Origin of the sequence: Pseudidiomarina sp. WS423 (assembly GCF_050750165.1) — a bacterium.
In the GTDB taxonomy this organism is placed as follows: domain Bacteria; phylum Pseudomonadota; class Gammaproteobacteria; order Enterobacterales; family Alteromonadaceae; genus Pseudidiomarina; species Pseudidiomarina fusca.
In genome coordinates, this window is record NZ_JBOJLN010000001.1 from 1 (window position 1) to 20,439 (window position 20,439).

The window sequence follows — 20,439 nt, forward strand, 5'->3', positions numbered from 1 at the left end:
CTTCTAAGGTGAGTAGTTGCCCGGTGAACCAGCCGGCGATGAGTAGCAGCGGACAGGCTACAATGCCTTTGACCAAATTTAATTGGGTGGCCGACAAATAACTGCCAGCTTGACTATAAAGTAAGGTGGCAAGGGTCCAAAATAAGGCTGCGGTTAAAGCTGCTAGTGGGCCAATGAGGTTTTCCATGATTACTGTCTCTGGTAACGGCTAAGTTTTAGGTGCGATTGCGGTGCAGGCCTTTCCTTGAGGGGCATCATACGCTATAGTGCTGCTTTCTAAAATCACAAGTGACACTTGGTAGGTGCCACCACTGTAAAAAAGGATTCAGTCATGCCTGTAGTAACCCTTCCTGATGGTAGTCAACGCGCCTTTGATGGCCCCGTTTCCATTCTTGATGTTGCCCAAGATATTGGCCCTGGTTTAGCCAAAGCGACGGTAGCTGGACGAATTAACGGTGATTTGCACGACGCGTGTGACCTCATTACTGAAGACGCCCATGTACAGATCATCACGCCAAAAGACGATGATGGTGTGCATATTATTCGTCACTCTTGTGCACATTTGCTCGGCCATGCCTTAAAGCAGATGTTCCCTGATGTGAAGATGGCCATTGGTCCGGTCATTGAAAATGGCTTTTACTACGATGTGGATATGGAGCATACGCTCACTGCAGACGATTTGCAGGCGTTAGAAAAACGCATGCTAGAGTTGGCAAAAACTGAATATTCAGTGGTGAAGAAAAAGGTAAGCTGGCAACAAGCTCGCGAGACTTTTGTCAGCCGTCATGAACCTTATAAGGTTGAGATTTTAGATGATGATATCAGCCAAGATGATCAGCCTGGCTTGTATCACCATGAAGAATACATCGACATGTGCCGTGGTCCGCACGTGCCGAACATGCGTTTTTGCCAACACTTCAAGATCATGAAGGTAGCCGGTGCATACTGGCGTGGCAATTCAGATAACAAGATGCTACAGCGTATTTATGGTACGGCCTGGGCGGATAAAAAAGCGTTGAAAGCTTATCTGCAACGATTAGAAGAAGCAGAAAAGCGTGACCACCGTAAAATTGGTAAAACCCAAGATTTGTTTCACTGGCAAGAAGAAGCGCCAGGTATGGTGTTTTGGCACCACAATGGCTGGACCATTTTCTTAGAACTTGAACGTTTTATTCGCGAAAAATTACGCGAGTACAAATACCAAGAAGTAAAAGGCCCATTGATGATGGACCGAGTGCTGTGGGAACGTTCAGGGCACTGGGAAAAGTTTTCTGAGCTGATGTTTACTACGGCTTCAGAAAACCGTGAATATGCTATTAAACCCATGAACTGTCCGGGGCATGTGCAGATTTTTAATCAAGGTTTAAAATCTTACCGTGATTTGCCGTTGCGGATGGCTGAATTTGGCTCGTGCCATCGTAACGAACCGTCAGGTGCCTTGCATGGCCTGATGCGCGTTCGTGGCTTTACCCAAGACGATGCGCATATTTTCTGTACGGATGCACAGGTGCAGCAAGAAGTTAGTGGCTGCATTAAGATGGTTTACGAAACCTACAAAACTTTTGGTTTTGAAGATATCGTAGTGAAACTGTCAACCCGTCCAGAACATCGTCTAGGCGATGACGCAACTTGGGACCATGCTGAACAAGCCTTGGCCGATGCGTTAAAGAATCACGGCATTGAGTTTGAATACTTGCCGGGTGAGGGCGCTTTCTACGGTCCGAAAATTGAATTTACCCTGCACGACTGTTTAGGTCGGGCATGGCAATGTGGTACGGTACAGTTAGATTTCGCGTTACCGGGCCGCTTAGGTGCTACTTATGTGGGCGAAGATAATGAACGCCATACGCCCGTGATGATTCACCGTGCCATTTTGGGCTCGTTAGAGCGCTTTATGGGAATTATCATTGAAGAATATGCGGGTTACTTCCCATTATGGTTGGCACCAAATCAAGTTGTGGTGATGAATATCACCGATAATCAGGCTGATTATGCAAAAGAAATCGTAAAAGAGTTGAATAAACTCGGATTTAGGGCGACAGCCGACTTGAGAAATGAGAAAATAGGCTTTAAAATTCGCGAGCACACTTTAAAACGTGTTCCATATTTGTTGGTTGTTGGCGATAAAGAAGTCGAGAACCAAGCGGTTGCGGTACGTACTCGACGTGGTGAAGACCACGGTATTAAAGGGCTACAGCAGTTTATTGCTGAGCTCAACGAAGAAGTACGTAGTCGCAAGATTAGTTAATTGATTGGAGGAATGACCCATTAAAGGCGGAAAAAAAACTCAGAAAGCTGGTGATAAGAATCGGATTAACGAAGAAATTCGTGTCAAAGAAGTACGATTAATCGGTGTTGAAGGTGAACAAATCGGTGTTGTCGCTATTCAGGATGCAATTAATGCAGCTGAAGAAGCGGGCGTTGATCTGGTTGAAATCAGCCCTAACGCTGAGCCGCCAGTCTGTCGTTTGATGGATTACGGGAAGTTTGTCTACGAGAAAGCTAAGAACGCTAAAGAGCAAAAGAAAAACCAGAAGCAGATTCAGGTGAAGGAAGTTAAATTCCGTCCTGGAACTGATGAAGGCGATTATCAGGTAAAACTACGCAACCTGACTCGTTTTCTGGAGGGAGGTGACAAAACTAAAGTCACCGTTCGTTTCCGTGGCCGAGAAATGGCGCACCAAGAGTTGGGTATTGACCTACTAAACCGGATCAAAACCGATTTAGAAGAGATCTCAACTTGCGAGTCGTTCCCAAGACGGGCTGAAGGTCGTCAGATGATTATGGTTCTGGCACCTACTAAGAAGTAGCTGTGGTTTTCAAGTAGGGCGGCGGGCTTCAATTGAAGTTCACCAAACTCACCCTGTTACACTGTTAACTAACAATGCGGAGTAATTTTCATGCCGAAAATGAAATCCAAAAAAGGCGCCTCAAAGCGCTTTAAGAAAACCGCTTCAGGCGGCTTTAAATGCAAGCAATCACATTTGCGTCACATTCTGACTAAGAAAAGCTCAAAGCGGAAACGTCACTTACGTGCGAAAAGCATGGTGCACGAGTCTGATGTAGCGTTAGTCGCGCGCATGTTACCGTTCGCGTAAAAGGAAAGGAGATAGCAAATGGCACGAGTAAAACGTGGTGTGATCGCGCGAGCGCGTCACAAGAAAGTCCTGAAGCAGGCGAAAGGTTATTATGGTGCTCGTTCACGCGTTTATCGCGTAGCGAAGCAAGCCGTTATCAAAGCGGGTCAATACGCATACCGTGACCGCAAAGCTAAGAAACGTACGTTCCGTCAATTATGGATCGTTCGTATCAATGCTGCAGCGCGTCAAAGTGGTTTGTCGTACAGCCGTTTTATCAATGGCTTGAAAAAAGCATCGGTAGAAATCGATCGTAAAATCCTGGCCGACATCGCAGTTCATGACCAAGCTGGTTTTGCTGCGCTGGTAGAGAAAGCTAAAAGCGCTCTGTAAGCTAGTTGAAATACATAAAAAGGGGGCTTTCTAGCTCCCTTTTTTTATGCTTTTTCGTTATCATAGGCGCAATTAACTATTCACTTTTATGTTTTAGTCATAACCGAGGAAACTCATGGCGTTATCTGACATTGTAGCTGCAGCTGAAGCGGCGGTTGCGGCGGCCACTACCGCGCAACAATTGGACCAAGTACGAGTTGATTACTTGGGTAAGAAAGGGGCTCTTACCGAGCAGCTGAAAAGCCTCGGCAAACTAAGTGCTGAAGAGCGTCCAGCTGCCGGCCAAGCGATTAACGAAGCCAAGCAGCAAGTGCAAGCTGTGATTAACGCGCGTAACGATGAACTAAAACAAGCAGAATTAGCGGCTAAGTTAGCGGCTGAACGGATTGATGTTAGTTTACCGGGTCGGCGTGCTGAGCGTGGCGGCATGCATCCGGTCAGTCAGACCATTGCACGAATTGAAGCGTTTTTTGGTGATTTAGGTTTTCGTACGGTTGAAGGCCCGGAAGTGGAAGATGACTTTCATAACTTTGATGCGCTTAATATTCCTGCGAATCACCCAGCTCGAGCCGACCACGATACCTTTTATTTTACCCCAAAGACCATGTTGCGCACCCAAACTTCAGGGGTGCAGATCCGCACCATGGAACAGGAACAGCCACCGTTGCGGATTATTTCGCCAGGGCGCGTGTATCGTAATGACTACGATCAGACCCATACGCCGATGTTCCATCAGGTTGAAGGCTTGATGGTAGATACGGATGTGAGTTTTACCCAGCTTAAAGGCATTCTAGAAGACTTTTTGGTGAACTTCTTTGAAGAAGAGCTAGAAGTACGTTTCCGTCCTTCTTACTTCCCATTTACCGAGCCGTCCGCAGAAGTGGACGTGCGTCGTAAAAATGGTCAATGGTTAGAAGTACTAGGTTGCGGCATGGTGCATCCAAGTGTGTTGCAAGCGGTTGGCATTGATAGCGAAAAATACACCGGGTTTGCGTTTGGTATGGGCGTTGAGCGTTTAACTATGCTCCGCTACGGCGTGAACGATTTACGTGCGTTCTTCGAAAATGACGTACGCTTCTTAAAACAATTTAACTAAGCCGGGTACGCAGATGAAATTTAGTGAAAAGTGGTTACGTAGCTGGGTTAACCCGGCCTTAGATAGTGTGGCATTGTCAGAGCAATTAAGCATGGCAGGCCTAGAAGTCGATAGCATTGATGCGGTAGCGGAAGATTTTAGTGCCGTCGTGGTGGGCGAAGTTATTGCCTGTGGACCGCATCCCGATGCCGATAAATTACAAGTCACTAAGGTTGATATCGGTGCCGACGAGCCGGTTGACATTGTCTGTGGTGCGCCGAACTGTCGATTGGGTTTAAAAGTAGCGGTAGCGACTGTGGGTGCTGTGCTACCAGGTGATTTTAAAATCAAGAAAGCCAAATTACGCGGTCAGCCTTCGCACGGCATGTTATGTTCGAACGCTGAGCTTGGTTTAAGTGATGATCACGATGGCATTATTGAACTGCCAGCCGATGCGCCGGTAGGCATGGATTATCGCGATTATCTTGAACTTAATGATGTAACTTTAGATGTGGATTTAACCCCAAACCGCGCTGATTGCTTAGGCATTCGTGGTATTGCGCGCGAAGTGGGCGTGTTGAATCGATTAACAGTAACTGAACCAGCTATGGCTCCAGTTACGGTAACCCATGACCAAGAGCGCGCGGTAATCTTAGCAGCACCGGCAGCTTGTCCTCGTTATTTGGGTCGAATTGTACGTGATCTTAACGTGCAAGCCGAGTCACCATTGTGGTTGCGTGAACGTCTGCGCCGCAGTGGTGTACGTAGTATTGATCCTGTGGTGGACGTGACCAACTACGTGTTGTTAGAGCTGGGTCACCCTATGCACGCCTTTGATAACGCTAAGTTAGAAGGTGCCGTGCAGGTACGAATGGCAACCGCTGGCGAGCAACTGACCTTGCTAGATGGCAACCAAGTGACCTTAACTGATGACGTGTTGGTTATTGCTGATGAAGCAAAAGCACTGGCCATGGCAGGTATTTTTGGTGGTGCCGATAGCGGTGTGACCAGTACCACCACGGATGTCTTCTTAGAGAGTGCGTTTTTTGCACCAGCGGCGATCGCTGGTCGGGCACGTCGGTTTGGCTTACATACAGATGCATCGCATCGTTATGAGCGTGGGGTTGATCCTGAACTCCAACGCACGGCGATGGAGCGAGCCACTGCGTTGTTGATAGAGATTTGCGGTGGCGAAGCAGGTCCGATTGTTGAGGCAGTAAGCCCTGAACATCTGCCGCAAGCAGCACAGATTGTGTTACGTAAAGCTCGCTTAGCCAAAGTGTTGGGGATTAGCATTGCTGCAGCAGAAGTAACTGACATCTTAACCCGCTTAGGTTTTGCTGTTGAAGAAGATGCAGATGCTTGGCAGGTGACTGTACCAACCTTCCGCTTTGATATGGCCATTGAAGAAGATCTAATTGAAGAAGTAGCCCGCATCTATGGCTATCATCGCATTCAAGCTGCTGCTCCAGCAGCACAATTGCGCATGATTGCCCGCCAAGAAGGCAAGCTTAGTGCTGTTTCATTAAAGCGCACTTTGATTGACCGTGGCTATCAAGAAGCTATCACTTACAGCTTTGTTGATCCTAAACATCAAGCGATGCTATTTGATGACGTGGCTGCGTTGACGCTGCCGCACCCGATTTCGGTAGAGATGTCATCGATGCGTGTGAGTTTGTGGCCAGGCTTAGTAGGTGCCGTGGCGCACAACCAGAAACGCCAGCAACAATCGTTAGCTTTCTGTGAAACTGGGTTACGTTTTATTCCTGCAGAGGATGCTGAAAATGGCGTTCGCCAACAGCCGATGATTGCCGGTATTCGAGCTGGTAAAGCCCATCCAGAGCATTGGAGTGATGGTGAGCGTGCGGTTGATTTTTATGACCTTAAAGGTGATGTAGAGGCATTGTTAGCCATGACTGGCGCGGCGGGCGAGTTCCGCTTTGTGGCAGATCAGCATCCAGCCTTGCACCCAGGGCAAACCGCAGCTGTGTTCCGCGGTGCTGAGCGCATCGGTTACTTGGGCGCGATTCATCCGCAGTTTGAGAAAAAACTGGGCTTGAACGGTCGCACCTACGTATTTGAGCTAGAGCTAGACGGCTTGGTAAACCGTGCGGTACCAGAAGCTCAAGCAGTTTCTAAATACCCATCTATTCGTCGTGATTTGGCGATTGTGGTGAAACAGAGCATTGCCGCCGGTGAGATTTTGGCTGCAATTGAAAATATTGGCGTAAATCATTTAGTTGGCCTAAACTTGTTTGACGTGTACCAAGGTGCTGGTGTTGCCGAAGGTCATCGCAGTTTAGCTTTATCGATGACGTTACAGCACGCTGAGCGCACGCTCGAAGAACAAGAAATCAACGCTGCCGTGGCGGCAGTGGTTGATATGCTGACATCTGAATTTGGGGCAACCTTAAGGGAGTGATGCTATGGCGCTGACCAAGGCTGAATTAGCTGAACAATTAAATGAAAAGTTTGGCATGCACAAACGTGATGCAAAAGAATTGGTTGAATGTTTTTTTGAAGAAATTCGGCGTGCATTAGAAGCTGGTGAAGAAGTAAAACTATCTGGTTTTGGTAACTTTGAGTTGCGTACTAAAAACCAACGGCCGGGTAGAAACCCAAAAACGGGTGAAGATATTCCAATCTCAGCTCGCCGGGTAGTAACCTTCCGGCCTGGACAAAAATTAAAGCAGCGCGTTATTAACGCCAACCCGCAAGACTAAAAAAAAAGCCGTTGTGATGCTCACAACGGCTTTTTTAATGGCTTTAGTCCAGCTTGAACTATTTAAAGAACAAACTGCTAAAAGGATTTAACAAGCGACTTAGGCCCGTAGTGAAGTGCAACGGAGCGTCTAGTGCCGCTATGGTTAAACAATCTTCGTGAGTGGTGTGCGGGCTGTGTTTGTGCGCGCCATCCAGTAACACAAAGTCACCGTCTTTATAGTCACCTTGCTCGTCACTGAACACACCGTTTATCACTAAGGTTGCTTCGTTACCTTTATGAGTGTGCTCTGGTACGGTACTTTGCTCGCCCATATAGATAAAGTTGAGCGACTGCTCAGCTCCGATATCTACGGAGGCACGCCACAATTTACCTGGTAAGCGGCTCCAGTCACCAATGCGGTGGCTGTTGCGTGCTAAGGTCGCAGGCAACGTAAAACGCTTGCCTTCTAAGTACAATAGGTTGTCATGGGGCTGTGGTGGGCTGGGTTCAGCAACCGGCGCCGTTGACGCAAATATTGCAGCTAGCATGGCATCATGAGTCTTACTGTCTAGGCTGTTAGCTTGATAATCGGCAAAATTGTTTTCGCCAAATAGTTTGCGTGCCATCTGCTCTTCGATGTCTTGTACCTGTGCTTGGCATTGCTTACACATGTCCACATGGGTACCCACCATCATCAGCATGGCAGGGCTGAGTTCACCAGCAGCATAAAGCACAAGTTGCTGTTCTGAAGGGTGGAATTTAATCATGCTGTATTAACTCTTTCAATTTCTGTAGTGCCAAGCGAGTACGTGATTTAACGGTACCCAACGGAATATCCAAGGCGTCAGCAACTTCTTGTTGCGACTTGCCCTCTATGTAAATCAACTCAATCACGGTCTTTTGAGCAGGCGGTAATTGTTCACAATAAACCGCCAACTGCTGCATCAGTAAATCGTCATCTAATGCATAGTCGTCATCAAGAGATTCATTTTGCTCGGCCAGTACTGGCCACAAATCATCCGCACTTAAATCATTCTGGCGATATTTATTCTTCCGCAAGAAATCAAAGCGAATGTTTCTAGCAATAGTGAATATCCAAGTGGCTGCAGAGCCGCGGTCGGGCTTAAATAAATGAGCCTTATGCCAAACGTTGGTCATGGTTTCTTGAACCAAATCCATCGCGGTCTGTTCATTGCCGAATTGTCGCGTTGCATAAGCTTGTAAGCGCGGTGCAAAGTGTTTGAATAACTCACTAAAAGCAGCACGCGATTGCTCAGTAGCAATTTGGGCGAGAAGCTCGGCAGCGTGTTCGGGATTATCCGGCTGCGCAGGAGGCATAGTTTTCCGTTGTGTTATTTGCTCAGTTGCTATCTGCATAGTAGTGATACCCGCTTGGATATTCAAGGATTACCTAAGATTACGCTAAGGTTTTACACAAGGATCACTACCGCCTAAAAAATCTGCAAAAATAATTAGCTGTCGTACTCTTGGCTAGCATCCATCAGATCGCGTAAAAACTCTAAAGCTGCATCAGCCGTTGGAGCCTGTAACAATTCTTGCTTGGCAGTCGCGGCTATGGGTAATAACTCTAGCCAGCGTAGCGCTACCCAATCAGCTCGTTGCCACAATTCAGGGGCAGCTTCGATGGCGAGTTCTGGATAAGCTTGATAGACAGCGTTTAACTGGTCAGCAATATACTTATCGTTCGCGCTTAATGGCAACGCTGACCAAGCTCCAATCGGCTCAATTTCGCCTACTCGTAGGCCATCGTCTTGCACTTGAATGTCGACGATACGAAACAGCTCATTGCCGGCTACCGTGATCCCAAGTAAGCCATCAGGTAATTGCTCAAAATCAACAATGGTGACCTTGGTGCCAATGGGATGGATATGAGTATTGGAAGCTACGTCGCCATCCTCATTGAGCATGCATAAGCCAATCGGTGAACAACTGTTACCATTGCAGGCTTCTTTCACCATCCGCACGTAGCGAGGCTCAAAGATGCGCAAACGCATGGTTCCCCCAGGAAGCACGTGTCCAGAGAGAGGAAACAAGGGAATTGTGGGTTGCGCATGTGTCATGCTTAAATCCTTCATAGTTAAACTTATGCTTTAGTACGCTAGCCTCTGGTCTTTGGATTAGTACTTAGTGAACTTTTCCTCGCGACTAGCGTAATTTGTCAGTATGTTGTCAGCATGAGTTCAAGAACAAGGAGTAGCTTGTGACCATCAAAGTTGGGATAAGTGCCTGTTTATTAGGCGATCAGGTGCGTTATGACGGCGGCCATAAAAGGTCTTCTTTTTGTGCCGATGAGTTAATTCGTCATGTGGAGTTTGTCAAGTTGTGTCCCGAAGTCGGGATTGGTATGCCGGTGCCGCGTCCAACCATCCGCTTAGAGTGGCATGAACAAGCACCTACCGCTTCGGAACCTGCATCTTCGGTACGTGCAATTGTACCAAAGACAGGTGAAGACGTGACTGCACGCTTAATCGAATTTGCCGACCGGGCGCAGCCGCATTTGCGCCAATTAAGTGGCTACGTACTTTGTGCAAAATCGCCCAGTTGCGGGATGGAACGGGTTAAGTTGTACGATCCTGTTACTGGCTATTCAAAAAAAGCTGCTGAGGGCATTTTTGTACAGCGGTTAAGGCAGCTACATCCCGCTTTGCCGCTAGAAGAAGATGGCCGGTTAAACGATGCACCACTACGCGAGAACTTTATCATGCGGGTGTATGTATATCATGCCTGGCAGCAACTGTTGAGCGAAGCAACGCCGGCGGTGGCGGTGAAGAAAGCTGATTTATTAGCCTTTCATACCAGCCTAAAACTACTCCTTATGGCGCATAACCAGCAGCAATATCGTGAGCTTGGCCGCTGGGTTGCAGCGCAACAAGATTTAACCCCAGCAGATGCACAAGAGTACATTGAGCAGGTGATGCAGGCGTTAGGTAAACCAGCGACACGAGCCAACCATACTAACGTCTTGCAACATTTGCAGGGCTATTTTGGTCGTCATTTAAACGCTGAGCAAAAGCAAGAACTAAGTCAGCTGATTCTGGATTACCACGATGGTATCCAGCCGTTGTTGGCGCCATTAACCTTGCTACGACATTATTTACGGGAATATCCAGATAGCTACTTGGCCGGACAGCGTTACTTGAATCCTTACCCAGCTGATTTGAAATTGAGGTACGCGTTATGAGTTCAGAGGCACCAGCAACGGGAAGCGCACGGGCAGGGTTGTGGTTGCGCCACGACCTGCGGCTACGCAGTAATCCGGCACTGGCAGCAGCGGCTAAGCTGAATGGCGCTGAGCAGCCCATCCCGGCGTTGATTTTGCTTTGCCCACAGCAAATGCATGAGCACGATTGGGCTCCAATCAAGTGGGACTTGTATTATCGACATTTACACGAGTTTGTAAAAAGTGCGGCGGCGGCTGGGATAGCGCTATCCATTCAGGTGATTGAGAGTTGGCAAGTAGCGCCTAAAGCCGTGAAGCGATTTGCCGAACAACAGCAGCTCTCAGAGGTTCATGTCAATGTAGAGTATCCGTTGCACGAAGTGCGCCGAGATCGTGCAGTAAAGGCGCTGTTGGAGCAGCAAGGTGTGGCGTGGCATGGGCATCATGGCAACCTCGTCGTCCCCCCTGTGTTGACCACTCAAACCGGCACTATTTACCAGAAGTTCACTCCATTTGCGAAAGCGTGGCGGCAGCATTTGCGAGAGCAGCTTGGTCATAATGGGCTGCCATTCATGCAACCCGTGGAACGCCGCTGCAAGGTGGCAGCAGCCGTGGTACCCGAGGTTGATTACCCGCGACAGGATTCCAGCGCCTGGGTGGTGGGTGAAGATGCAGTGTATCAGCAATTACAAGGGTACATCGAGGAGCGGGTGACCGCTTATGCGGCGGAACGTGATTTGCCAGGTCTAGATACGACTTCGCGTTTATCACCCTACTGGGAACTAGGCATGCTATCGCCATGGCAAGCCGTGCAGCAGCTAGCGCAGTTAAGTCCGGACTTTCCTGATGCGTTAGATCAAGGTCCTGATGTGTGGCTAACGGAATTGATTTGGCGAGAGTTTTACCAACATCTGATGTTCCACGTGCCGCGCTTAAATTATGGCAAAGCCTTTTTAAAACATACCGATGCTATGCAATGGCGTGAGGATGCCGACAGCTTTCAACGCTGGTGTGAAGGCCGTACCGGCTTTCCTATCGTGGATGCTGGCATGCGGCAATTAGCTGCAGAAGGTTGGATGCACAACCGAGTACGGATGATAGTAGCTCACTTTTTAGTTAAAGATTTACTGCTGGATTGGCGCTTAGGTGAACAGTTTTTTATGCGTCACTTAATTGATGGCAGCTTTCCGGCCAACAACGGCGGCTGGCAGTGGAGTGCCTCGACGGGTACTGATGCAGCACCCTATTTCAGGGTGTTTAATCCTACTTTACAGAGCGAAAAAGTTGATCCCGACGGCAGTTATATTCGTAGATGGGTGAAAGAATTAGCCGATTGTCCGAAACAGCATATCCATGCTCCAGGAAAATGGCTGAAAGACCGTAAACGCAGTGATTATCCGCAACCTATCGTGGACCATAAAGTAGCTCGAGAGCGTTTTTTAGCTGCGTTTAAAGCATTATAAAACCGCTGAGTTTACTAGGTTAGAGGGTAGATGGTAGGCATAACACCGGAGAGCAGGCATGACTGATACAAGCGCAACCGATAACAGTGACATTGTGGCACGCCTAGAACAGGTCTATGCCGAGCTAAACCAAGAAAGTATTGCCGCGCTAGATGCACTCTATGCTGACCAGGTGAGTTTTGTCGATCCTATTCACCAAGTGCATGGGTTGAGCGACCTCAAAGCTTATTTTCAAAACACCATTAAAAATGTGCAGAGCTGCTACTTTAAGTTTACCGACCATGCGTTGCAGGGTGATAACTTGTTTGTAGCCTGGCAGATGTTGTTACGGCACCCTAAGTTGGCTAAAGGCGAGCAGGTGACATTGCCAGGTACCAGCCATTTTAAGTTAGCTGAGGGCAAGATTATTGCTCAAGTGGATTACTACGATGCTGGTGCTATGGTCTATGAACATATTCCGGTGCTTGGTTGGGCCATTCGCACCGTCAAAGATAAGGTGAAGTCAGCATGAAAATTTTGATTACTGGCGCGACTTCCGGCATCGGCAAGCAGCTCGCCCTCGATTATGCGGCAGCCGGCCACACAGTGATAGCTTGTGGCCGTAATACGGATGCGCTAGCTGAACTTGAACAAGTTCATCCCCAGCACATTACCGGGCAGCGTTTAGATGTAAGTGATGCGGCCAGCACCAAGCAAGCTTTAGCTGTGTATCAAGATATCGATGTAGTGATTTTGTCGGCAGGCGTATGTGAGTACTTGGACGTCGAGCAGTTTGAAGCGACCATGTTCGAGCGCGTGTTTGAAGTGAACGTGTTTGGCATGATGCGTTGTGTCGAGGCTTTATTGCCGAACCTGCAAGCTGGTTCGCAGTTAGTCTTTGTTGGCAGTACTGCACGGCTGCTGCCGTTTACCAAAGCTCAAGCTTACGGTGGCTCTAAAGCAGCTATCCAGTATATCGCGCGTAGCTTACAGGTGGATTTAGCGAAACGGGGTATCCATGTACAAACCGTATCTCCGGGCTTTGTAAAAACCCCGATGACCGACGCCAATACCTTTGAGATGCCGATGCAGGTAACGGTTGAATTCGCTTCACAGCGGATCCGTAAGGGTATTGCTAATAAAACCACCGACATTACCTTTCCGACGCTGTTTGGCTGGGTGCTTAAATTCTTATCGCGGTTGCCACAGAGTTGGCAAGTTGCACTATCTAAACGCTTAAGTTAACGGAGTACATGCGTTCATGAAGATCGCCATTATTGGTTCTGGGATTGCTGGCATGACGTCGGCCTATTTGTTGCAGCAACAGCACGAGATCACCCTGTTTGAAAAGAATAGTTATATCGGTGGCCATACCCGTACTGTTACCGTTGAGGTGCAAGGCAAGGAATACGCCATTGATACCGGTTTTATCGTATTTAACGATAGAACCTATCCGTTATTTCGTAAGCTGATGCGCGAGATCGGCGTATCTTGGCAAGATACCGAAATGAGTTTTAGTGTGCGCGACCCTGAGTCTGGTTTGGAATACAATGGGCACAATCTGAACACCTTGTTTGCACAGCGCAAAAACCTAGTATCCCCCAGTTTCTGGCGATTGATTCGCGGTATCTTAAAGTTCAACAAGGCTGCAAAAGAGGCTTACAACAGCGGAGCGGATCTTGATCAGTTGACCCTAGGTGAGTTTTTACGTCAGCGGCACATCCATCCGTCAGTGAGTGAGTTTTACTTGTTGCCCATGGTGGCAGCTATTTGGAGTGCCTCGTTACAAGAAGCAGAAGCCTTTCCGTTAGGCTTTTTCTTACGCTTCTTTAATAATCATGGGTTACTGAATGTTGCAGACCGGCCACAATGGGCGACCATAGATGGCGGCTCAAGTGCATACGTAGCGCCATTAACCGCTAGTTATCGCGAGCGTATTGAGTTAAACGCCAATATTGTTGCGGTACATCGTCAGCTGCCAGAACGCCAAGCTGCGGTCACATTAGAGTTTGCTGATGGCGAGTTACGCGATTTTGACGAAGTGGTGTTTGCCTGTCACAGCGATGAAGCTTTGGCTTTGTTAGCTCAACCGAGCGCGGCAGAGCAGCAGGTTTTAGGTGCTATCCCGTATCAAATGAACGAAGTAGTGTTACATACTGACGTGCGCTTACTACCACGCGAACAGCGGGCATGGGCCAGCTGGAATTATCTATTGCATAGCGACGATCAGGCACGGACACGGCCGAGTTCAGTCAGCTATAACATGAATATCTTACAGCGCATTCAGGCTCCAGAGGTGTTTTGCGTTACGCTAAATAACACGGCAGCGATTCATCCTGAAAAGATTCTAGGCACCTACCATTATGCGCACCCAGTTTATAGTGTAGAGTCGATGCAGGCCCGCGCCCAGCGTGAGCTGATTTGTGGCCAGCAACATACCCATTATTGCGGGGCTTATTGGTATAACGGTTTCCATGAAGACGGGGTACGTAGTGCCGTTGATGTGGCTAAACGGTTAGGAGTAGAATTTGTCGCTAGCTAGTGCTATCTATCGAGGGCGAGTGCACCACGCTCGCTACTTACCGCATCCCCACGCCTTTAGCTACAGTATCGCGCAGTGGTGGTTAGCATTGGACGAGTTAGAGCAAGTGGCGGCGCAAAGTCGGTGGTTTTCGTTAACCAACCGCTGGGCGCCATTACGCTTTAAACGCAGCGATTATTTACCTGATACCGACGGTGATTTAGCCGCAGCTGTGCGCCAAAAACTCAGTGAACAGTTGCAGCAGCCAATCAGCGGACGAGTATTTTTTCTTGGTGCGCTGCGAACCTGTGGGCTTTACTTCAACCCATTAAATTGTTACTTCGTGCAGAGCGATGGGGCGCAAGAGTTCAGTTATATGTTGGCTGAAGTAAGTAACACGCCCTGGAACGAACGCCATTACTATGCCGTAGATTTACAACAACCACTGCGGCATCCCAAAACTTTTTTTGTATCGCCTTTTAATCCACTTAACATGCATTATCGTTGGCAGCTCAAACCACCAGCTGGGTATGCAGCAGAGGCGGGTGACAAGGCTCTCATTCATTTAGATGTGCTTAAACAACAAGCAACGGCGGGCACAGACGCCGCCAGTTGGGTGCGTCATTTTAGTGCCACGATGAAATTATCACGGGTGGCATTGAACCGACGTAGCATTCGTAACGTATTATTGCGGTATCCAATAAACACGGTAGGTACGGTGGCGGCTATTTACTGGCAAGCATTGCGATTATGGTTAAAACGTAATCCAGTGTATATCAGTGAGCGTACTTGTTCAGAGACAACAAGTTCAGAGACAACAAGTTCAGCGGCAACCAGTACTGAGTCCAAACAGAATGAACTCAACAAATAATGGTCTAAATTAGGCCAATATAACAGGTAAGTTCCATGTATAAAGAAGATGCCTTAACAGTGATGCAGAACGATTTAACTACGCTCGATAAAACCTTTCGTACCATTGTCTTACGCCTACTGAATCATCTGCAGTTGGGTCACCTTAAGATGTTTGAGCAAGGTCAGCTGATTGCCGAGTTTGGTGATAAAGCCAGTGAGTTAAAGGCTGAGATAGATATACAGAAAGGGGATTTTTATCGCCGCTTTTTGTTTGGTGGTAGTATTGGCGCCGCTGAATTATTTATGGATGAAAGTTGGACGACACCCAACCTGACCCATGTCATTCAATTGTTTGCCCGGAACTTACCCGCGTTAGATGCAGCCGAAGCTAAGTTTAGCTGGTTGTTATTACCGCTCCAAAAGTTTCAGCACTGGCGCCGCAACAATAGCAAGCGCCAGGCCAAAGAGAATATTTCAGCGCACTACGATTTAGGTAACGACCTGTATCAAGCCTTTTTAGACCCAGCGCTACAGTATTCAAGTGCAGTATATCCGCATGCTGATGCAAGTCTTGCCGAAGCGCAACAACATAAGCTCAAACGCTTGTGTGACAGCTTAGAGCTATCTGCGGAAGATCACCTGCTCGAAATTGGTACGGGCTGGGGCGGTATGGCGGTATTTGCCGCCAAACATTACGGCTGTAAAGTAACTACAACGACCATCTCAGAAGAGCAATACAGCTATACCAAAGAGTTGATTGAACGAGAAGGGCTGACACAGCAGATCACTTTGCTGAAAAAAGACTACCGCGATTTAGAAGGTACCTACGATAAGTTGGTATCGGTGGAGATGATTGAAGCCGTAGGCTTAAAGTACATGCCGACCTTCTTTAAAACCTGCAGTCGGTTACTTAAGCCAAATGGCAAAATGGCGTTACAAGCCATTACCATTGCGGACCAGCGCATGAAAAGCTATGCCAACTCGGTGGATTTTATTCAAAAATATATCTTCCCAGGTGGTTTTTTGCCGTCGTTAACCATGATGGCTGAAATGTTTACTAAGCATACAGATATGGTAATGCGTGAAGTACATGACATTGGTTATGACTACGCCAAAACCTTAGCTGATTGGCGCGATAATTTTAATCAGGCGCACCCGCAACTGATCGACAAAGGCTACGATGAGCGCTTTGGCAGGATGTGGAATTACTACCTTTGCTATTGCGAAGGCGGCTTTTGGGAGCGGACCGTATCTGCGGTGCAGTTGGTTGCAACTAAGCCGCAGAGTCGTTAAGAAGTTATGGCTAATCCTAAGGCGTTGATAAAAACCTACCTGCCTAAGCTGGTAGGTTTGTTTTTATTTGATGCAGTGTGGTTCGCAGCAGTTGCGGGGCGTGGTGAATGGCTGGCGCTGACGTTGGTTTTAGTGGCTGCTCAGGTGGTGTTAGCACTGCGTACTGGGCCTTTCAGCTGGCGCTTGTACGTCGCTTTGTTGGTGCTGGGGTTAGCATTAGAAGCCAGTGTGGTTAGCATGGGCATTCTACGCTTTAGTGAAGGTTGGCTACCCATTTGGCTGGTACTCCTGTGGGTGGGCTTTGTCGGCATGCTGATGAACACCCTCAGTGGCTTAGCCGGGCGCCCTTGGTGGGCAGCATTGCTGGGCATTGCCGCGGGTCCGTTAACTTATGCGATAGGTGCCCGCTTGGGTGCTGCAGAAATTTTGGTTGAAGAATGGCTCTTGTGGTTGGTGTATGGTTTGTTGTGGGCTGCTTATATGGTGATCTTTGCGCTAGTGTCACAACGTATAAAGCAGACACAGGAGGGCAGTCATGATGTCATTAGCAACAGTTCGCAGTCGTCTTAATCTTAGTTTGCTTAACATGTTTTCGCCGCAGTCGGCAGCTCGGTCGTTATCTAGCAGCGTAGCCGCGGCGATGCTCTTGACAGTGGCCGTTGACATGCCTAGTGCAGCCGCTAACGAGGCCGCTGCAGCTAGTGCCGTGACGACAGCTGTCGCGGCGGCAGACAGTTGTACAGTACCGGCATTTCAGCAACTACAAGCCGTAGGCAAAACACGCTTAAAGGTGTGGTTTTGGGATGTGTATGATGCGCAACTAAGAACCGATACAGGTGCCTTTAGCGATGCCAACCAGCGAGCACTACAGCTTACCTACTTACGTGATATCGATGCGGACGATTTGGTTGATACCACGGCTGATGAATGGCAGCGTTTAGGTATTGAGCAAACCCCAGAGCACCAGCAATGGTTACAACAGTTGCGTGAGATGTGGCCTAACGTGAGCAAAGGTGATTGTATTACCTTGGTTGAGACCAATGCGGGCGATGCACAGTTTTATGCCAATCAGGAATTACTTGGTGAGATTGCATCGGCGCAGTTTACCGATGACTTTCTAGCTATCTGGCTTGATGCCAAATCACGCTTTAAAGATGAGCGTGATGAATTAATAGGAGCTAAATAATGAAACATGCATGGCAAGGTATGATCGCGCTGTTGCTGTTGGTGCTGCTGGTGGGCTGTTCGGCAAAGTTAGAGGACTACCAAGGTGAGCAACCGCAGCTAAAGTTAGAAACCTTTTTTAACGGCGATTTGGTGGCTCATGGCATTGTCCAAGATTACAGTGGCAAAGTTATTCAGCGCTTCACCGCTGATCTCAAGGGTACTTGGGATGGTAACGAAGGGGTGCTAGATGAGCAGTTTTACTATGCGGACGGTACCCGCCAAGAGCGTATTTGGTATTTAACCAAAACCGCAGATAATACCTACGAGGGCCGTGCCAGCGATGTTGAAGGCACTGCGATAGGCACTACGAGTGGTAACGCCTTACATTGGCGCTATACCCTAATTATTGAGCTTGATGGTGAACCCTTTGCTGTGGACCTTGATGATTGGATGTACTTGGTGGATGAAAATAACATGATTAATCGCACCCAAATGTACAAATTTGGCTTGCCGGTAGGTGAAATCACCCTGTATATAGGTAAGCGTTCATAGGTCTTGGTACGTAGCTATTTGCGCGTAGGTATTCGTACGTAGGTATTCGTACAAAAGTTAGACAGGCAATAACAAACGAGCCGCACATTGCGGCTCGTTATAACTTACTCATCGTAACCACGGGGTAGCCGCGACAAGGTTTGATCTTGTTCTAAGCGCTGCTTCCACAATTCTTTGGCACTCAAGCCACCACCACTTTTACTGACTTTAACAGCCTTTTTAGGCGCAACTGCCGGTTTCGCTGCTGCTTTTTTCGCTGAAGCTTTGGCTTTGGCGGGCGCTGCTGAGCTACCAGTTGCACCGCCAAGTTCGGCTGTTGCTTCAGCTAACTGGGCCAGACGCATATTTTTGCCGCCATCCACGCTATACCAGCCGCCTTTGGCTTCGATGTTAGGTTGTTTGCCGTGAGCTTTTAGGTAAGCTGCTGAATAATCAGCTAATACTTGGTCCTTATCAAGTTTGCTCATGTGTTGTTCCTATCGTTGTTGCATGAGAGTGATTCTTTTTTATACCGTCTTTTCTAGTTATTGTCTAATCAACAAGGCAAAAGATTGTAATTTATGGTAAAAAAGAGCCTATTTAGCGACGACATTGAGGCCTATTGTGCAACGATATCAACTACAACAGTATCTGGCCGAATTACTGCAGGTGGACACCATCAAGGATTATTGTCCCAATGGTCTGCAAGTAGAAGGGCGAGCGGAGATCAAGACCCTAGTGACTGGTGTAACAGCTAACCAAGCTCTGTTAGACCAAGCCCTTGCGCTCAATGCCGATGCCGTGTTGGTGCATCACGGATATTTCTGGAAAAACGAACCGGAAGTGATTACGGGCATGAAAAAACGTCGGCTACAAAGCTTGCTTCAAGCAGATGTTAATTTGTTTGCTTACCATCTGCCGCTCGATGTTCATGCCACGCTTGGTAACAATGCCCAATTAGCACAGGTGCTAGGTTGGCAGGATAGTTATCAGGTGGCTGGCATCAGTCCCGCTGGGGTGGTGATGGGCTGTGACCTAACCGCGCCCTTAAGCAGCGTCGCCTTAGCCGAACACCTCAGTGAGGCGCTACAGCGTCCAGTCACCGCGTGTATTGAGCGGGCTGCACCCATTCAACGAGTGGCTTGGTGTACCGGCGGCGGACAAGGCTTCATCGATGCTGTAGCTGCGGCTGGTTTTGATGCCTTCATTAGTGGTGAAATCAGCGAACAGACCACTCACAGTGCGCGCGAGCAAGGTCTTGCTTATATCGCAGCTGGACACCATGCGACCGAGCGCTATGGTGTGCAGGCTTTGGGTAAGCACTTGGCCGCGCAGTTTGGCCTGCGGCATCACTTTATTGATATTGACAACCCAGCGTAGGCCAAACTTTCTTCATGAACACCAACAACAAGCAGAACAACCAAGCATCGAAAGCCACAGGCGATCAATCCTTTGATGGCATCACGCATAAGTTTTCGCACAACATCTATGCCACCACTAAAGGTCGTTTGCGCTTGGCTGTATTAAAGCGTGATTTGCAGCCTTGGTTAACACGAGCAAAGCAGCGCCCCTTAAAAATTTTGGATATTGGTGGTGGGTTAGGGCAAGTTAGCCAATGGTTTGCGGAGTTAGGCTGCAACATCATGCACACGGACATATCCGCTGAGATAGTGGCGGCAGCGCAACAACAGCATGCGCAAGCGGGGTTAGCACAGCGCTATCAGTATTTAGTAGCGCCGTTGCAGCAACTACCTGAACAAGTAGCTGATGATTATGACCTGATTTTATGCCACGCGGTGTTAGAGTGGCTAGCAGATCCCGCTGCGGCGATTGCTTTGTTACCCCAGCTACTAGCACCGCAGGGCGGCATTTCCTTGATGTTCTACAACAAAGACGCCAAGGTGTTGGCTAACGTTATCTTTGGTAATTTTGACTACGTAGAAGCCGGCTTAACAGTTAAGAAAAAAGTGCGATTAAGCCCACAGCAGCCGTTAGATCCCGCTCACGTAGCCCAGTGGTTAGAACAAGCAGGGCTACAGATAGAATACAAAACTGGCGTGCGTTGTTTTCATGATTATCTTAAAAATGCCGCCGACAAAGAGCGCTTCGAGCAATTATTAGCACTTGAACTGCGCTACAACCAACAAGCTCCGTTTTGTGATATTGGCCGTTATTTACATTGGCAACTCAAGCGAGCATAGGG

General features: G+C 48.3%; 23 protein-coding genes and 1 pseudogene. 19 read left to right on the top strand and 5 right to left on the bottom strand.

The features are described 5' to 3' along the window. Positions 1–187, bottom strand: a pseudogene (locus tag ACQ661_RS00005) (DMT family transporter); the annotation flags it as partial. Positions 188–331: 144 nt separating this feature from the next. On the opposite strand from ACQ661_RS00005, the gene thrS reads away from it, so the two are divergent. The 7 genes from thrS to ACQ661_RS00040 all read left to right on the top strand — a co-directional run bounded on the left by thrS (position 332) and on the right by ACQ661_RS00040 (position 7,268). Continuing rightward, entirely contained in the window at positions 332–2,248 is a 1,917-nt protein-coding gene (gene thrS, locus ACQ661_RS00010; protein ID WP_431667256.1) for a threonine--tRNA ligase, read from the top strand. A gap of 19 nt (positions 2,249–2,267) precedes the next feature. Continuing rightward, positions 2,268–2,810: a translation initiation factor IF-3 gene (gene infC, locus ACQ661_RS00015; RefSeq protein ID WP_110074957.1), complete on the top strand. Its 543-nt coding sequence runs from the start codon at positions 2,268–2,270 to the stop codon at positions 2,808–2,810. A gap of 90 nt (positions 2,811–2,900) precedes the next feature. Continuing rightward, positions 2,901–3,098: a 50S ribosomal protein L35 gene (rpmI, locus tag ACQ661_RS00020; RefSeq protein ID WP_110074958.1), complete on the top strand. Its 198-nt coding sequence runs from the start codon at positions 2,901–2,903 to the stop codon at positions 3,096–3,098. Between the two features lie 18 nt (positions 3,099–3,116). Next, on the top strand, positions 3,117–3,470 hold the full coding sequence (gene rplT / locus ACQ661_RS00025) for a 50S ribosomal protein L20 (protein WP_110074959.1): 354 nt from the start codon (positions 3,117–3,119) through the stop codon (positions 3,468–3,470). A gap of 115 nt (positions 3,471–3,585) precedes the next feature. Continuing rightward, positions 3,586–4,566 carry a phenylalanine--tRNA ligase subunit alpha gene (pheS, locus tag ACQ661_RS00030; RefSeq protein WP_110074960.1) on the top strand — a complete coding sequence of 327 codons (981 nt, stop codon included), beginning with the start codon at positions 3,586–3,588 and terminating at the stop codon, positions 4,564–4,566. A 13-nt stretch (positions 4,567–4,579) separates the two neighbouring features. Beyond that, positions 4,580–6,967 (top strand): phenylalanine--tRNA ligase subunit beta, encoded by a 2,388-nt coding sequence (pheT, locus tag ACQ661_RS00035; RefSeq protein WP_431667257.1) that lies wholly within the window; start codon positions 4,580–4,582, stop codon positions 6,965–6,967. A gap of 4 nt (positions 6,968–6,971) precedes the next feature. Continuing rightward, positions 6,972–7,268, top strand: coding sequence for an integration host factor subunit alpha (locus ACQ661_RS00040; RefSeq protein WP_431667258.1), 297 nt, complete (start codon positions 6,972–6,974; stop codon positions 7,266–7,268). 58 nt (positions 7,269–7,326) lie between these two features. On the opposite strand, the gene ACQ661_RS00045 is transcribed toward ACQ661_RS00040, so the two are convergent. From ACQ661_RS00045 to ACQ661_RS00055, 3 genes are all read right to left on the bottom strand, one after another. Continuing rightward, the gene (locus ACQ661_RS00045) at positions 7,327–8,016 is read right to left on the bottom strand and encodes a ChrR family anti-sigma-E factor (RefSeq protein ID WP_431667259.1); all 690 of its coding nucleotides are present in this window, start codon (positions 8,014–8,016) and stop codon (positions 7,327–7,329) included. Continuing rightward, entirely contained in the window at positions 8,009–8,587 is a 579-nt protein-coding gene (locus ACQ661_RS00050; protein ID WP_238387588.1) for a sigma-70 family RNA polymerase sigma factor, read from the bottom strand. The genes ACQ661_RS00045 and ACQ661_RS00050 overlap by 8 nt, the downstream gene beginning before the upstream one ends. Positions 8,588–8,721: 134 nt before the next feature. After that, positions 8,722–9,330 carry an LON peptidase substrate-binding domain-containing protein gene (locus ACQ661_RS00055; protein WP_431667260.1) on the bottom strand — a complete coding sequence of 203 codons (609 nt, stop codon included), beginning with the start codon at positions 9,328–9,330 and terminating at the stop codon, positions 8,722–8,724. A 140-nt stretch (positions 9,331–9,470) separates the two neighbouring features. Here ACQ661_RS00055 and ACQ661_RS00060 point away from each other — a divergent pair, with 140 nt between their 5' ends. The 10 genes from ACQ661_RS00060 to ACQ661_RS00105 are packed head-to-tail and all read left to right on the top strand — an operon-like array spanning position 9,471 to position 18,257. Continuing rightward, the gene (locus ACQ661_RS00060) at positions 9,471–10,451 is read left to right on the top strand and encodes a YbgA family protein (RefSeq protein ID WP_431667262.1); all 981 of its coding nucleotides are present in this window, start codon (positions 9,471–9,473) and stop codon (positions 10,449–10,451) included. Next, positions 10,448–11,893, top strand: a complete 1,446-nt coding sequence (locus tag ACQ661_RS00065) for a cryptochrome/photolyase family protein (protein ID WP_153825507.1) — start codon at positions 10,448–10,450, stop codon at positions 11,891–11,893. The genes ACQ661_RS00060 and ACQ661_RS00065 overlap by 4 nt, the downstream gene beginning before the upstream one ends. Before the next feature lie 58 nt (positions 11,894–11,951). Then, the gene (locus tag ACQ661_RS00070; protein WP_431667263.1) at positions 11,952–12,404 is read left to right on the top strand and encodes a nuclear transport factor 2 family protein; all 453 of its coding nucleotides are present in this window, start codon (positions 11,952–11,954) and stop codon (positions 12,402–12,404) included. After that, on the top strand, positions 12,401–13,117 hold the full coding sequence (locus ACQ661_RS00075) for an SDR family NAD(P)-dependent oxidoreductase (protein ID WP_431667264.1): 717 nt from the start codon (positions 12,401–12,403) through the stop codon (positions 13,115–13,117). The genes ACQ661_RS00070 and ACQ661_RS00075 overlap by 4 nt, the downstream gene beginning before the upstream one ends. 16 nt (positions 13,118–13,133) lie before the next feature. Then, positions 13,134–14,414: an NAD(P)/FAD-dependent oxidoreductase gene (locus ACQ661_RS00080; RefSeq protein WP_431667265.1), complete on the top strand. Its 1,281-nt coding sequence runs from the start codon at positions 13,134–13,136 to the stop codon at positions 14,412–14,414. Then, positions 14,401–15,264, top strand: a complete 864-nt coding sequence (locus ACQ661_RS00085; protein WP_369744089.1) for a DUF1365 domain-containing protein — start codon at positions 14,401–14,403, stop codon at positions 15,262–15,264. The genes ACQ661_RS00080 and ACQ661_RS00085 overlap by 14 nt, the downstream gene beginning before the upstream one ends. 35 nt (positions 15,265–15,299) lie before the next feature. After that, on the top strand, positions 15,300–16,538 hold the full coding sequence (locus tag ACQ661_RS00090; protein ID WP_431667267.1) for a class I SAM-dependent methyltransferase: 1,239 nt from the start codon (positions 15,300–15,302) through the stop codon (positions 16,536–16,538). Positions 16,539–16,544: 6 nt separating this feature from the next. Next, positions 16,545–17,108 (top strand): DUF2878 domain-containing protein, encoded by a 564-nt coding sequence (locus tag ACQ661_RS00095; protein ID WP_431667268.1) that lies wholly within the window; start codon positions 16,545–16,547, stop codon positions 17,106–17,108. Beyond that, a complete protein-coding gene (locus tag ACQ661_RS00100; RefSeq protein WP_431667269.1) occupies positions 17,074–17,724 on the top strand; it encodes a chalcone isomerase family protein in 651 nt (216 codons plus the stop codon). The genes ACQ661_RS00095 and ACQ661_RS00100 overlap by 35 nt, the downstream gene beginning before the upstream one ends. Beyond that, on the top strand, positions 17,724–18,257 hold the full coding sequence (locus ACQ661_RS00105; protein ID WP_431667270.1) for a DUF3833 domain-containing protein: 534 nt from the start codon (positions 17,724–17,726) through the stop codon (positions 18,255–18,257). The genes ACQ661_RS00100 and ACQ661_RS00105 overlap by 1 nt, the downstream gene beginning before the upstream one ends. Positions 18,258–18,361: 104 nt before the next feature. Here the strand turns inward: ACQ661_RS00105 and ACQ661_RS00110 are convergent, their stop codons facing one another. Next, positions 18,362–18,724 (bottom strand): hypothetical protein, encoded by a 363-nt coding sequence (locus ACQ661_RS00110; RefSeq protein WP_153825515.1) that lies wholly within the window; start codon positions 18,722–18,724, stop codon positions 18,362–18,364. A gap of 136 nt (positions 18,725–18,860) precedes the next feature. Here ACQ661_RS00110 and ACQ661_RS00115 point away from each other — a divergent pair, with 136 nt between their 5' ends. Together ACQ661_RS00115 and ACQ661_RS00120 are read left to right on the top strand one after the other, a co-directional pair. Beyond that, positions 18,861–19,616 carry a Nif3-like dinuclear metal center hexameric protein gene (locus tag ACQ661_RS00115; protein WP_431667272.1) on the top strand — a complete coding sequence of 252 codons (756 nt, stop codon included), beginning with the start codon at positions 18,861–18,863 and terminating at the stop codon, positions 19,614–19,616. A 14-nt stretch (positions 19,617–19,630) separates the two neighbouring features. Further along, positions 19,631–20,437 (top strand): methyltransferase domain-containing protein, encoded by an 807-nt coding sequence (locus tag ACQ661_RS00120; RefSeq protein WP_431667273.1) that lies wholly within the window; start codon positions 19,631–19,633, stop codon positions 20,435–20,437. The last annotated feature ends 2 nt before the right edge of the window (positions 20,438–20,439 follow it).

Bases quoted from the DNA above. Each gene is read 5' to 3' on its own strand.
- thrS (WP_431667256.1), top strand. From the start codon at position 332: ATGCCTGTAGTAACCCTTCCTGATGGTAGTCAACGCGCCTTTGATGGC.
- rpmI (WP_110074958.1), top strand. From the start codon at position 2,901: ATGCCGAAAATGAAATCCAAAAAAGGCGCCTCAAAGCGCTTTAAGAAA.
- rplT (WP_110074959.1), top strand. From the start codon at position 3,117: ATGGCACGAGTAAAACGTGGTGTGATCGCGCGAGCGCGTCACAAGAAA.
- pheS (WP_110074960.1), top strand. From the start codon at position 3,586: ATGGCGTTATCTGACATTGTAGCTGCAGCTGAAGCGGCGGTTGCGGCG.
- pheT (WP_431667257.1), top strand. From the start codon at position 4,580: ATGAAATTTAGTGAAAAGTGGTTACGTAGCTGGGTTAACCCGGCCTTA.
- ACQ661_RS00040 (WP_431667258.1), top strand. From the start codon at position 6,972: ATGGCGCTGACCAAGGCTGAATTAGCTGAACAATTAAATGAAAAGTTT.
- ACQ661_RS00045 (WP_431667259.1), bottom strand. From the start codon at position 8,016: ATGATTAAATTCCACCCTTCAGAACAGCAACTTGTGCTTTATGCTGCT.
- ACQ661_RS00050 (WP_238387588.1), bottom strand. From the start codon at position 8,587: ATGCCTCCTGCGCAGCCGGATAATCCCGAACACGCTGCCGAGCTTCTC.
- ACQ661_RS00055 (WP_431667260.1), bottom strand. From the start codon at position 9,330: ATGACACATGCGCAACCCACAATTCCCTTGTTTCCTCTCTCTGGACAC.
- ACQ661_RS00065 (WP_153825507.1), top strand. From the start codon at position 10,448: ATGAGTTCAGAGGCACCAGCAACGGGAAGCGCACGGGCAGGGTTGTGG.
- ACQ661_RS00070 (WP_431667263.1), top strand. From the start codon at position 11,952: ATGACTGATACAAGCGCAACCGATAACAGTGACATTGTGGCACGCCTA.
- ACQ661_RS00075 (WP_431667264.1), top strand. From the start codon at position 12,401: ATGAAAATTTTGATTACTGGCGCGACTTCCGGCATCGGCAAGCAGCTC.
- ACQ661_RS00080 (WP_431667265.1), top strand. From the start codon at position 13,134: ATGAAGATCGCCATTATTGGTTCTGGGATTGCTGGCATGACGTCGGCC.
- ACQ661_RS00090 (WP_431667267.1), top strand. From the start codon at position 15,300: ATGTATAAAGAAGATGCCTTAACAGTGATGCAGAACGATTTAACTACG.
- ACQ661_RS00095 (WP_431667268.1), top strand. From the start codon at position 16,545: ATGGCTAATCCTAAGGCGTTGATAAAAACCTACCTGCCTAAGCTGGTA.
- ACQ661_RS00100 (WP_431667269.1), top strand. From the start codon at position 17,074: ATGATGTCATTAGCAACAGTTCGCAGTCGTCTTAATCTTAGTTTGCTT.
- ACQ661_RS00105 (WP_431667270.1), top strand. From the start codon at position 17,724: ATGAAACATGCATGGCAAGGTATGATCGCGCTGTTGCTGTTGGTGCTG.
- ACQ661_RS00110 (WP_153825515.1), bottom strand. From the start codon at position 18,724: ATGAGCAAACTTGATAAGGACCAAGTATTAGCTGATTATTCAGCAGCT.
- ACQ661_RS00120 (WP_431667273.1), top strand. From the start codon at position 19,631: ATGAACACCAACAACAAGCAGAACAACCAAGCATCGAAAGCCACAGGC.